The 12,617-nt window shown below is 48.2% G+C and carries 12 protein-coding genes and 1 riboswitch; of the genes, 3 read left to right on the forward strand and 9 right to left on the reverse strand.

Translation table 11 applies throughout. The features are described 5' to 3' along the window. Nucleotides 1-46: 46 nt before the first annotated feature. Both PPG34_RS14845 and PPG34_RS14850 read right to left on the reverse strand, forming a co-directional pair. Nucleotides 47-661 carry a response regulator transcription factor gene (locus PPG34_RS14845; RefSeq protein ID WP_313834198.1) on the reverse strand — a complete coding sequence of 205 codons (615 nt, stop codon included), beginning with the start codon at nt 659-661 and terminating at the stop codon, nt 47-49. Continuing rightward, a complete protein-coding gene (locus tag PPG34_RS14850; RefSeq protein ID WP_313834199.1) occupies nt 658-1,944 on the reverse strand; it encodes a hybrid sensor histidine kinase/response regulator in 1,287 nt (428 codons plus the stop codon). Before PPG34_RS14850 ends, PPG34_RS14845 begins: the two co-directional genes overlap by 4 nt. On the opposite strand from PPG34_RS14850, the gene PPG34_RS14855 reads away from it, so the two are divergent. Then, on the forward strand, nt 1,922-2,074 hold the full coding sequence (locus PPG34_RS14855) for a hypothetical protein (protein WP_313834200.1): 153 nt from the start codon (nt 1,922-1,924) through the stop codon (nt 2,072-2,074). The genes PPG34_RS14850 and PPG34_RS14855 overlap by 23 nt on opposite strands. Before the next feature lie 209 nt (nt 2,075-2,283). On the opposite strand, the gene PPG34_RS14860 is transcribed toward PPG34_RS14855, so the two are convergent. The 7 genes from PPG34_RS14860 to PPG34_RS14890 form a co-directional block, all read right to left on the reverse strand. Further along, a complete protein-coding gene (locus PPG34_RS14860) occupies nt 2,284-2,841 on the reverse strand; it encodes a response regulator (protein WP_313834201.1) in 558 nt (185 codons plus the stop codon). Nucleotides 2,842-2,855: 14 nt separating this feature from the next. Further along, complete coding sequence (locus PPG34_RS14865; protein WP_313834202.1) at nt 2,856-3,362, reverse strand: response regulator; 507 nt, start codon at nt 3,360-3,362, stop codon at nt 2,856-2,858. 11 nt (nt 3,363-3,373) lie between these two features. Beyond that, on the reverse strand, nt 3,374-3,838 hold the full coding sequence (locus tag PPG34_RS14870) for a response regulator (RefSeq protein WP_313834203.1): 465 nt from the start codon (nt 3,836-3,838) through the stop codon (nt 3,374-3,376). Between the two features lie 86 nt (nt 3,839-3,924). Continuing rightward, a riboswitch (cyclic di-GMP riboswitch) is annotated at nt 3,925-4,018 on the reverse strand. A 240-nt stretch (nt 4,019-4,258) separates the two neighbouring features. Beyond that, nucleotides 4,259-4,642 carry a response regulator gene (locus PPG34_RS14875; protein ID WP_313834204.1) on the reverse strand — a complete coding sequence of 128 codons (384 nt, stop codon included), beginning with the start codon at nt 4,640-4,642 and terminating at the stop codon, nt 4,259-4,261. After that, nucleotides 4,617-6,008: an ATP-binding response regulator gene (locus PPG34_RS14880; RefSeq protein WP_313834205.1), complete on the reverse strand. Its 1,392-nt coding sequence runs from the start codon at nt 6,006-6,008 to the stop codon at nt 4,617-4,619. Before PPG34_RS14880 ends, PPG34_RS14875 begins: the two co-directional genes overlap by 26 nt. Further along, nucleotides 5,962-8,100, reverse strand: coding sequence for an ATP-binding protein (locus tag PPG34_RS14885; protein WP_313834206.1), 2,139 nt, complete (start codon nt 8,098-8,100; stop codon nt 5,962-5,964). The genes PPG34_RS14880 and PPG34_RS14885 overlap by 47 nt, the downstream gene beginning before the upstream one ends. A gap of 32 nt (nt 8,101-8,132) precedes the next feature. After that, the gene (locus PPG34_RS14890; protein ID WP_313834207.1) at nt 8,133-10,280 is read right to left on the reverse strand and encodes a response regulator; all 2,148 of its coding nucleotides are present in this window, start codon (nt 10,278-10,280) and stop codon (nt 8,133-8,135) included. 775 nt (nt 10,281-11,055) lie between these two features. Here PPG34_RS14890 and PPG34_RS14895 point away from each other — a divergent pair. Together PPG34_RS14895 and PPG34_RS14900 are read left to right on the forward strand one after the other, a co-directional pair. Beyond that, a complete protein-coding gene (locus PPG34_RS14895) occupies nt 11,056-11,916 on the forward strand; it encodes a formylglycine-generating enzyme family protein (RefSeq protein WP_313834208.1) in 861 nt (286 codons plus the stop codon). A 331-nt stretch (nt 11,917-12,247) separates the two neighbouring features. Then, nucleotides 12,248-12,583, forward strand: coding sequence for a hypothetical protein (locus tag PPG34_RS14900; RefSeq protein WP_313834209.1), 336 nt, complete (start codon nt 12,248-12,250; stop codon nt 12,581-12,583). Nucleotides 12,584-12,617: the final 34 nt, after the last annotated feature.

Genomic DNA, 12,617 nt, shown 5'->3' on the forward strand with positions numbered 1-12,617 from the left:
CCTCGTGTCCTTAGCTCAACATGCTTGAAGGAAGTTTTTCCATACCTCAGTGAAGATTCGCGGGATTGTCACGACGATTAGCTTCTTGCTCCAGCTCTTGGATTGTCTGTTGAATTTCCCATGCTCGCTCTTCTTGGAGCGCGGCTATATCATTAAGTTGTTGCTTGGTTTGGACGTGATGATTCCACCGCTCTGTGAGGGAGACGGCAAGCTGGCGTATTTCAATGGGATCGAATGGTTTGCGCAGAATAAGCAGCTTGTCGTGTTGAGTCAGTCGCTTTAGCAAGTGTTCCCAATCATGATCGGAGTAGGCGGTACAGATCACCATTTGAATGTCAGGATCCACTTGCCAAATATGCTCTATGGTTTCTGCTCCATCCCATCCTGGGGGCATCCGCATATCGACAAACGCCATGGCGTAGGGGGTGCCGTTTTGAAGGGCTTCCTGGACCATCGCCAATCCCTGTTGGCCTTGGTCTGCATAGGCAATATGAAATGCCATGGTGAGTGGAATGGGGACCGATTCTCCAAACAACTCACTTCGAATGCTTTGAAAATCCTTCTGAGGGGTGGGGATTTGAAGGATTTTTCGAATATCCTCGAATATGGCTGGGTTATCGTCAATGACCAATAGCCGGCGATTGTCTGAGTTCAAGGTCATGAAATGAGTGCCTCCACGGGTGTATAGGGAAGGTCGAGAGTAAATCGTGCCCCTTGTCCTTCCCCGACGCTAAAAGCCTGAAGTGATCCTTGGAGGGATTGGGCCGCCAAGGCGCTGCTATGAAGTCCTAATCCCTGCCCTTCCTGTTTAGTAGAAAATCCTTGGGTGAAAATCTTGGTAAGCAGCTGAGGTTTGATGCCCACCCCCGTATCTTGAACGATGAGAAGGACTCGATTGGGTGTGCGCGTTCCGTCGATTGTGAGACTCAGGCAATGGGAAATTCCTGGTTTTGCCATCATGGAATGTTTCGCATTCCGAATGAGATTCACCAATATTTGGAGAATCTGATGTTTGTCAGACATGATGGGGGGGGCATCGGCAAAATCTCGTACAATGGATACCTGGTGTTGTGGAAGTGTGCCAAAATTGATGGTCAGTGCCTGCTCCATCAATTCTGAAAGAATGACGGGTTCTTTTTGGTTTGTCCCAACCGTGTTTGCCTGTTGGGCTTGAACAATGTGTTTGAGATGGTCGAGATTTTTTGTCAGGGCTTGGATCTCTTCCAGCATCGTTTGATGCTGTTTGGCCACTTGTTTATCTAATTCGCTTAAATACGAGGGGATCAGCTGACCTTTAGTGTCTTGTGTGAAAAAGTGTCCTAAATCCTGTTGATGGGCTCGGATCATGGAGGCAATTCTTCCAATGTCATTGGTATAGGAATTTTTCAGCAGGGTGGTGATTTGAGTGGCAGAAACGTTGATGCTATTGAGAACATTTCCCACATTGTGCAAGACATTGACCGCAACCTCTGCCCTTCCTAATTGACGGGAGGTTTCTAAAAGCTGATCCATGAGATCTTCACGTTCTTTTTCAGCTTTGTGGCGTTCTAGGGCATAACGAATCGATCGTTCTAATCCTGAGGCCAGCAGCTCTCCTTTGACCAGGTAATCTTCGGCTCCACTTTCCCCCGCACGGACATCGACATGATGATCATCTTGCCCCGTTAACAAAATGCAAGGGGTAGAACATTGTATGGTTCGAACATATTTTACGAGGTCAAGGCCCGTGTGGTTGCCCAAGCGGTAATCGAAAAGAAATATCGCGTACCCATGTGTTTGAATGCGGTGTGTTGCCTCGTCATAGTCCGAAACCCAATCAAGGTGAAATGTCGTTTCCTCTACTTGAGAAAGTATGTTTTTGATGATGTGATAATCATCTTCATCATCTTCAACCAGTAATATTTCAAGGGGAGATTGTGTTATGAGTGAGGTATTCGTCATCATCAATGCGGGGCTCCAGGTGTGGGGATGGCCAGGGACAACAATGAGCCAGGTGAATACTGTGGCCTGGCATGAGTTGCGTATGACCGTCTATCGATCTTTGTCCACTTCCTCTTGTGTTTCTCTACTCTAGTAATCGGTGTATCATTTGCGTACTTAAGTCCTCTCTGCTTTGCGAATGGGCGATATTCCTTCGTATTTATGAAGGTTTCACAGGGTTTTGCCCATAAAGATAAAGAATGGGGCTGAACAATAGAGCAAAACAAGTAACAACCAGAGGTTTGAACAATACGATTTTGAAGACTTATTGGGTAAAGAAATTTTTTGGAAGGGTTGTATGATTTATGGCTGGGGAAGTTGGACGAGGTGTAACCAGTAATAATCCAACGCCAACAGGGTGTCTCGATATCCCTCGAATGACGTGGGTTTGGTCATGAACGCATTTGCGCCTTCTTGGTAGGCGCGAAAAATTTCTTCACTGTTCCTCGTGGTAGTGAACACGACAATGGGGATGGTGTAGAGGTCTTGATCCTTTTTCAGAATCCCAAGGACTTCATGCCCATTTTTTTTCGGCATATTGAGGTCCAATAAAATAATGCCCGGACGAGGGGCGGATTGAGCGTGAGCAAATTCTCCATAATGGTACAGATAATTTAAGACAGCTTGGCCATCATGGATAAACCTCAGTTCATTCCCGGATTGAATTTCTTCCCAAGCCTCCTGGGCGAGTAAGCAATCATCTGAGTCATCATCTACCATCAGAATGATTCGGCTTTGGTGGTTCCCCTGAGCAATTGACACGGGACCACTTTTGGTGGAATCCGGTGGAAAGGCGGCAAGCGGGGAGGGGACTGCTTCTTCTTCCCTAGTGCTGGCTAGAGAGGTGTCTGAATGGATCAATCTGTGGCTCCTTACTAGTGAGACAAAGAGTCCCAGGCAGGTTTATCGCTGCCATAGGGAAGTTCTACCATGTTGGTCCAATATTGGCTTAGGGCACCCACGATGGTATGAAATTCTTGGGCCGAACGTGGTTTAGTCATGCAGGCATTGGCTCCCAAGGCATAGGTTCGACAGGTATCTTCTTCATCAATCGAGGTGGTCATGACTACTACTGGAATATGGCGAAAGATTTCATGATCCCGGATTTCCTTTAAGGCCTGATGGCCATTTTTTCTCGGCATGTTCAAGTCAAGCAAAATCATACCTGGAAGGGGAAAATCTTCAGTATCAGAAAACTTTCCACGACGATGGAGATAGTCGAGAAGTTCTTCGCCATCTCGAACAAACTTTAGGGCATGAGGACATCCATATTCTTCCCAGGCATCCTGAGTGAGTAAACAATCGTCTGGGTCGTCATCGGCCATCAGAATCGTTCTGGAAGGATTCTCTATGGACATCGTTGCTAAATGTGACATTTTCATACTGGTTCTCCCTAGTGATTCGCGGAAATAAGGGTCCGTTGATTTTTTAAGGCAGACCAAGCTTGCCGCACATCCCGCATCACCCGAAGATATTCATGAAAAGTGGAAGGCTTCGTGACAAAGCCATAAGCTCCTAAAGCATAAGCTTCTGAAGCTTCTTTGGGTGTTTTAGAAGTACTGAGAACAATAACAGGAATATCTTGAAGGGTCGGATCGGCTTTGATGTCCGCGAGAGATTCCAAGCCGCTTTTTTTGGGCATGGACAAATCTAGTAAGATAAGTCCTGGGCGGGGAGCGGTCTCGGGAGAGGAATAACGATTTTGTTGATACAAATAATCGATTAATTCGTTCCCGTCTTGCACAAACCGAAGCTCATTGCCATGCCCTGTTTCTTCCCAAGCTTCCATGGCGATGAGGCAATCATCAGTATCGTCATCAGCAATTAATACCGGTTCCAGAAGTTGTAGCGACGGCATGGTGGCATCTCCTTATAGCAGCACACGACCAAAAAAAACGCCCATCCTGTAAAAGGAATGGGCGCAACAATGCCAACAGCGGTCATCGTGGTAGCCGGGCGTACCCTGGGAAACGAGTTTCCCTTATCAGGTCCCTTGGCTTTGCGTCCCATCCTCTCGGGTGGTTTGCCTTTGTCACCTTGTAGAAGGATGTATCGGTGTCCTCGATAGAAACTTAACCTGAAACCGGACGCTGATAGGTTTTTTTCGTGGATAGAATCCTAAAGATTACACTTGAGGCTTCAAAAGGGTAGTTGCCTATGGATGAGTGAAAGAACCGCGGATTGATCTAGTGGCACGAAGTTTTGAGACACTTGCATACCCGTGGCAATGGAATGGAGTAGGGTGTGTTGGAAAGTAGACTGGTGGCCGCCTTGTTAATTATGACCGGGCGGCTTGGCCTGCGAGGCCCTTTTGGATGAGGGTGAGAAGGTCTTGTGCCTCAAAGGGTTTCTCTAGATAGCCCAAAGCCCCAAGTTCCTTGGCACGTTCTCGGAGGCCGGGTTCTTTACTGGCCGTTAAGAAGATGACGGGAATGTCAGTGGTGAGTGAGGAGTCTTTTAGCCGTTCGGCTACGGTAAATCCCGTTCCCCCAGGCATGGAAATATCCAACAAAATAATGTCCGGATGATGTTGCATCGCCTGGGCCGTGGCCATGACGGCATCAAAGGCTACGACCACATCGTACCCCTGGCTTTTGAGCCTAATGGTTAAGGCTTTAATAATTTTTTCATCGTCTTCAACAAGCAGTATTTTGGACTTCACGGGACACTCCTTGGTTGAGTCTATGGCTGATGGGGTTGGTGCGGTTCTTTGGCAGGGTCAGGGTAAATTTGGTTCCATGACCCATTTGGCTTTGAACGTTAATCTGGCCTCCATGGAGGATGACGATCTCGCGGGAAATGGTTAGTCCCAATCCGAGGCCTCCCTCTTTTCGCGCATGTCCTTCTTCTACCTGATACAAACGGTCGAAAATATGGTCAAGATGTTCCGGCGCGATTCCGCACCCCGAGTCCTGGACGGAAATGCGAAGATTTTCCGGCTTGTCAGGATCTTCACAAGCACTGAGCGTGATGGTTCCTCCGGGAGGGGTAAATTTAATGGCATTGTTCAGTAGATTGGTTATCACCTGAGTCATGCGGAAATGGTCAATCCAGGCAATAAGTGGGTTCGGTTGGACCGATAACGCAATGGCGACGGACTTGTGTTGGGCTGAGGTATTCATGGCCGTTACGGCATGCGACAATAACAAACCCATATCTTCCTGTTGGCAGTTGATGCTTAGTTTGCCTGTATCGAGCCGAGTGATATCCAATAAATCATTGACTTGGTTGGTGATCTGCCCCAGACATTCTTGGGAGATCTGAAGGTATTCCCGTTGCTCTGGGGTGAGTGGACCTGCCAATTCATCGAGCATGATTGCCGTAAACTCTCTGGCAGCGGTGAGAGGGGTTTTTAGTTCATGTGCCAGCGTGTGATAAAAACGCTGTATTTCTTGATTTTGTTTGGTGAGCACTTGATTGCTGTGTTCTAAACGGTGTTGATGGTCGGCAAGCGTTTGGCGGAGTTGGGATTTTTCCAAGGCGTTGGTGATGGCCCTATGCAGACTTTTGGTCGTCATCAAATTCTTGGTCATATAATCCGCCGCCCCTAATCGTAGTGCTTCGGCTGCAACTAATTCCCCTCCCGAACCGGTCAGGAGAATGATGGGGCTGTCGCATCCCTGGGCAATGCCTTGGCGAAGCAACTCGAGTCCGGTACGAACTCCGAGCCGGTAGTCAAAGAGATAGAGGTCATGGCGGTCTTGATTGACGAGGTCCAGACCGGTTTCAAAGGTGGGCGCCCAATCAAGTGAACAGAGGGGGGAGGAGATCTCTGCCAATGCGTCGCGTGTCAAAATATAATCATCCTCATCGTCCTCGACTAGAAGGATGCGAATGAAATCTTTGGACGAGTTTTCTTCCCGAGTGGGGATTGCTTGGTCAGGAAGAGTTTTGGCTAATGAGGCGCTCATGAGTGTGCGATCGATACCTTTTGTTTCAATCCAGGTCGGAGTTTTTACAAACCATATGCCTCGATGGTGGTTACGTGCAGGATGCCAGTTGGGCTTCGTGCGTCGCGCGGGCAGCATCCCGTGCCGCCTGAGTTTTGGTTCCTGTTGCTTGTGGTTGTTCGAGTGGCAAAGAAATCCAAAAAGTCGTTCCCTCTCCTGGGGAGCTGGTAACAGAAATGGCTCCTCCATGTCGTTCCACGACCTTTTTGCATATTGATAGGCCAATGCCAGTTCCTTCGTATTCATCACGTCCATGCAGGCGTTGAAATACACCAAAAATCCGGTCAGCGTATTGTTGTTCAAACCCAATCCCATTATCTCTCACACCAATATAACAATGAGGGGCATCGGGCGAGATCATGTCCTCTATGGGTTTGATAGTCTGGGCAAATACCTGGACATGGGGTGGAGTTTCCACTTTATGAAATTTGAGGGCATTCCCTATAAGATTTTGGAACAGTTGCCGAATTTGAGTGGGATCGGCATCCACGGTGGGAAGAGGAGTGCATTCGACCGTGGCTCCGACCCTAGAGATTAAGGTTTCCAGATCATTCAGGACTTCAGTGACCACTTCGTTGAGAGCAATGGGTTGAAATGGATTTTTCTTAGTACCCACTCGAGAAAAGGCTAACAGATCACGAATCAGGGTTTGCATCCGATTCGTGGCTTTGTGCATCCGATCTAAATATTCCAACTCTTGTTTCCCTAACAGTGGGGCACATCGTGAACGTAAACGATCCGAGAAAGTTTGAACCTTTCTGAGTGGTTCTTGGAGATCGTGGGAAGCGATGTGGGCAAATTGTTCCAGCTCGGCATTGGATCGTGCTAATTCTTGGGTCTGGAGTCGAAGCCGCTCCTCGGATAATTTACGGTGGGTGATATCGTTGATCAGGGAAAAAAATCCTCGAATCTCCTGGTCTTCTCCCCGGTCGGGGACATAGGTCACTTGGAGCCAACGGGAGGTCCCATCTTCTTGTGGTGTGCGTAGCTCAAAATTTACCATGGTTCCGGTTAAGACCTGATCCATATACGGGCTCACCTCTACGTAGAGGGTTTCTCCTAGCACTTCCCGAGCATGGTGTCCGATAATAGCTTCTCCAGATTGGTTGACCCACTCCTGATACTGTTGATTGGCCAGACGATATCGTCGTTGATGATCAAAAGAGGCAATCATCGCTGGTACATGATCCGTGACCAGTCGGTACTCCATTTCTCGTTTTCGAAGCATCTGCTCGATTTCTTTGTGTTCAAAAAATCTCGTGATTTGATTGGCGAAGGCTTTCAAGATTGACAAGCGTTCTTGGGAAACCTGGCGAGGCTGTTTGTACCAGCATTCTAGGATGCCGATCACCCGTTCCCCTACGAGGAGAGGAAGCGCGAAGGCTCCGGTCAGGCCAAGATCCAAGGCGCATTGAATTCGAGGGAAATGCTCCAGGGAGGTGAGATTTTTGACAAAAACCACATTTCCAGTTTTCCAGCTTTGTCCTGGGAAATCCTCCCCCGGGGTGAGCAAGGTTTGTTGCGTGAGCTGGCTAAAAGTCTGGCATGGATTGCAAGAATTCTGGCAGTGAGTCAGATTTCCGAAATTTTGGACCCCACCTGCATATTCCAGGTGGGTCTGATCGGCATTGGGGATCCAAAGAAAACAAGCCTGCCAATCCATGCCTAAGCCAATGGCTTTGATAATTTCGCTAGAGCCCTCCCTAAAAGTTTGAGCCGTGGCTAAAATCTGATCAATTTGAAGTTGGGCTTGATGTTCCCTCATGGCTTGCGCCAATGCGGCGTTTTTCAACGCTCCCAAGACAGACCTTTTTAATTCTTGAGAGGTGAGCGTGCCTTTGACCAGATAATCATCAGCTCCGCTCTTCATGGAGTTGACCGCAATTGCCTCGTTTCCTTGCCCGGTTAACATGATGATGGGGATCGTTGGTTTGCCATCTCGTTGGGGTAGCTGCTGCAAAAAATCCAAGCCGTTCATGTCCGGAAGGTAAAAATCAAGCAACAGGCAATCGGGACTCTCAACCCGGGCGAGTCGTAATCCTTCTTCTCCTGACGGAGCGAGGCTATAGGTGAACTCGTGAGGTTTGCCCTGTGCCGATAAGTATCGACTATACACCATGGCATCTTCCGGGGAGTCATCAACTATGAGAATGTGATGGGAACCGGTCATGAAATTCCTTCCAAGAGTGTGTAGTGAGTGGACTAATACTTGCGCTCAGAGGATATTGCGAAAATGGGTGTGCCAGCTTCTTCCAGATCATTGTTATGGGCCCATTGCAGAATCATTTCGGCCAAGTCCTCACGTCTGATGGGTTTAGGCAATGTTGCCACCACGGGGTATTTGGTAGGAAAGGTGTTCCCGGTCGCGTCGGGAACATTGGTCATGAGAATCATCGGTATGGAGGATTCCAAGAGTCGTTGAGATAGGGTCGCCATCGCAGCGGGATCAAATTCGCTCAGCCATTGATCGCACAACACCATATGATAGGGATGTAAATGAACGGCCATGGCGGCATCTTGTCCGGAATCTACGACATCGACTCTTGTGCCGAGGGCTTCTAAAGTGCGGATGATAACCTTTTGATTGACGGCATTATCATCCACAAGGAGAATCCGAGTTTTTCCCTTGGCCTGGGCATCGCGGAGACTGTGTTTTGTAATTATCGATTTTGAGTGCGTCTTCATATTGGAAGAGGCTTGGGACGATGGGTGAACCATAAGGCGAAGACATTCAGAGAATTGCCAGTGTTGGAAGGGAGTCGTGAGGTAGGCGGCGATGCCAACCTCTTGAGCTTTTTGAGCTTCTCCACGTGAGCCTTCGGTAATCATGAGGATGGGCAGGTGTTGGAGTTCGTCATCAGCTTTGACTCTTTCGGCAAACGAGAACCCGTCAAAGGTTGGCAGGGAATGGTCAATAATCATTACATCGAATTTGCATCCGTGGGAGGCGGCTTCCTTTAGAACCTTGAGTCCTTGTTCGAAATCCGACGAGGTTTCCTGAAGCATTCCCAGCATTCGACAGTGGTGTATAATCGAAGATTGATTTACAGGATTTGCGCAGAAGAGGCTTGCTTTTAATTTTCCTGGATCAAAAGTGGAGGCCTGGGATTCATCCTTACTGGTCAGGGATGTCGAGAAGGGGATCGTGACCCAAAACCGGCTGCCTTTACCGACCGTACTATCAAACTCGATGGTTCCACCTAAGAGTTCGGCTAGGTGTTTAGTTACCGACAAACCTACCCCTGCTCCTGAATGGAGTCTGGTGCTTGACCCATCAGCCTGCGAAAAAATTTCGAATAAATGGTTCTGCTGTTTTTCACTAATGCCAATACCGGTATCCGCAACACAGAGTCTAAGGAATATGGTTCCTTGTGCTTGGCCTTCAACAGTCACGCGAATTTGTATTTCGCCAGATTCTGTAAATTTGATGGCGTTCCCAAGGAGATTATTCATAATCTGACGAAGTCGTCCGGGGTCCCCTTTAATCATTCCCGGGACAGTGGCTTGGACCATCGTAAGGAGATCGAGATTCTTGCGCTGGGCTTGGGGAGTCAGGCGAGTGATGATGTCATCAATGGTGGTTCTGATATCAAAATCAATATTTTGAAGATCGAGATTTCCCCCTACGAGTTTAGAAAAGTCGAGGAGATTATTGATCAGGACGAGTAGGGTCTCGGTGCAATCTTCCAGGGCCTGCATGGCCCCTCGTTGTTCGGTGGTGAGGGGAGTGTCTTTCAGTAATTGGATGAGGCCCATCATTCCGTTGAGTGGGGTTCGGGTCTCGTGGCTGATATTGGACAAAAATTCGGTTTTCAAACGATCCGCCACCATGGCATCATCGCGAGCGATGGCCAACTCTTGGTTTTTACGTTCTAATTCCATGGCGTAATCTTTAAGTGCGAGTTGGTTTAATCTATGGCTGAGGGCATGTCGAATCGAGCGTTCTGCAGAACTCGGGTGAAGTTCGCTTTTGACCAGGAAGTCCATGGCCCCCGCTTTCATGGCCTGGATATCCGCTTCCGGGTTAGGTTCGCCGGATACCATTAAAATCGCTGGGGTGTTTTCTTCAAGCCGTGTTAGTTGCTGGAGGAGTTCCACTCCGGTATGGGTTCCCAGGTAGTAATCCAAGAGACAGACGTCATAGGCGTGGGTCATAAGGGCCTTGAGCCCATCGGCAAAGGTCTTGGACCATTCGATGTGGAAATAATTTGACCCTATTTCATTTAAGCAATCTCGCACCAGGATAAAGTCTTCCTCATCATCCTCTATGATGAGGATTGTAATAGGTGCTTGTGACAGTGGTGGTGGGGGAAGGGTTGCTGAATTGTTGCTATGGAGAAAGGTATCCATTTTATTTGTGAATGGTCAAGGGATTGCCAATATAAACGTTTTTTAGGGGTATCGTTCCTTGTTGTTGGATAATTCTACGTATTCAGTTAACCCTTGTATCGGTCATCGATGTTAGAGTCTTTATAACAGCAATTGGTTATTGACGGATCCAATTCGAGGGTGAGTCGGTAGCACATTTAGAATGGATAAAAACTAGATTCTCCTGTCATAGGGTATAAGGAGGAGAAAGGGCGAAGGTGGATTGGAAGGGGAAGGTTGGGAATGGTGACCGGGGTGATTGCCAGCCATCTGTTAACGAAGGAAAGGAAACCCGGCCATCGGTTTGGTTTTCTTTTTCCATAAGGAACGGGGTTCGGTGATCCAATTCAGGGAACGATGCCACAATTGCGTAGAGGTGGTATCTTGCCAAATCCGTATCCGCCAGGGAATGGGAACGGAGGAGTACTTGAGTTGGTGCCGTGAGGGTATGTGAGCCGTGGTAGAGGATTGGTTGCCGCAAACATGATTCATGTTCACACCGGTCCTTCCCTAGTGGGGTGTGGTTTCGTCTTGATATCCTCTGTTGAGCCTCCTGCTCAACGGTTGGTTTGTGTGCTCGTTTCCAGTTTATCGGCAATAGACGAGTTCAACTTAATTTGATCAATGTTGATACTGACTGATTTTTGGCGGTAAAAATTCCTTACGGAAAAAAATAAACATCCGCCGGGAACGTTCCTGATGGCTATGTTTTTTGGCAATATCAGAGCTGAGTAGAAAGAAGAATTAAGGAGGTACCATGTTGTGTAGAAGGTTCTGTCTGTTTATTGTTTTACTTATTTGGGGAAGTCTTTTGGAAAACGGAATTCTTGCTCCCACTGTTCCAGCGGCGGTTGCGGCTCCAATGGCATTGGAGAAGATTGGAAAGGATGGGGCTCCTATGATTTTGATCCCTGAAGGGACCTTCTTGATGGGGGTGACAAAATGGGCGCGGGACGGTGGCCGTGATGAATATCCCAACCATGAGGTAGATCTCCCTGCGTATTATATTGATAAGTATGAAGTGACGAATGGGCGCTATTTGGAGTTTATTCGAGCTACCGGGCATCGGGCTCCCAAACATCCTCGAGATGCGACCAAAGATTTATGGCAGAGGGGACTGATGCCAGAATCCATTGCCCAGCTGCCGGTCATTAATGTCGATTGGTTTGATGCTCAAGCGTATTGCACTTGGGCAGGCAAACGACTGCCGACTGAAGCCGAATGGGAGAAGGCTGGGAAAGGGACAGACGATCGTCGATTCCCATGGGGCAATGTGGAGCCGACTCACAAGCATCTGAACTTTAATCAGAAGTGGCGGGGTGAGCAAACCCTTGTGCCGGTTGGCATTTACGAGCCGGGAAAAAGTCCCTATGGCCTTTACGATATGGCGGGGAATGTGTGGGAATGGGTGGCGGATTGGTATGATGCCGCCTATTATCAAACCAGTCCTCGGTATAATCCCCAGGGTCCTGATCAGGGAACCTACAAAGTCTTACGAAGTTCAGGGTGGCAGGTAGAGACGCCGCAGGTCCGGGTCTTTACACGGGTTGCGAGTGATCCTCTCGATCGCAATCATTCAACCGGCTTCCGGTGTGGGGCGGATGCTCCCAAACCCTAATGGTCGGTGGGTACCTCATCCTTTTTTTCTGATGGGTGATATGCTCAGCAAGTTTGGCTGCTCCGGGTAAATCCGCTTTTACCATTTTTTAGAGGTGCCCATTAGAAATTTTCTTATTCCCATGATCAGTAGTCGTCAAAGTCTACCCTGTCTACATGAACGTTCGGCCCACAAAAAATGGGTAATGTGGAATTGGTGTATTCTGTCGAAATGGTGGCATTCGCATTTATGGAATATTCCCCGGCCGTGGCTTCTTATTTTTTGCCTCGTGACTTTACTAAATCCTTGGGGTTGCGCCAATATTCCAGATGGAGAAAAAAATGAGCCCCGGTTGGACGAACAAATCTCAAAAGTCCCTGATTCTCTTGAATCCCTTTCTGGACATTGGGAATATCATGAGGGTGAAGTCATGTATAATTTGGTGTTGGACCAACAGGGAAATGGGACTTATGACTGGCAACAAGGGCGTTTTAAGACAACTTCTCTTTTAGATAAAACGTGGAAGGGAAGATGGATTCAATTGGGAAATGATCGTGAAGGAGGTTTTGAGGCTCAACTGGAAGAAAGCGGACTAACAGCCCACGGGAGATGGTGGTATACCCGAATTGGAAATGACCTCGACCCCATAGAACCAGGAGGGAATTTTATTCTTACGCGCAGCCCTTAAGATGAGTGATTGCTGCGGCAGTTAGGAAATGTGT

It is taken from the genome of Candidatus Nitronereus thalassa (assembly GCF_032191465.1).
Taxonomy (GTDB): Bacteria; Nitrospirota; Nitrospiria; order Nitrospirales; family UBA8639; genus Nitronereus; species Nitronereus thalassa.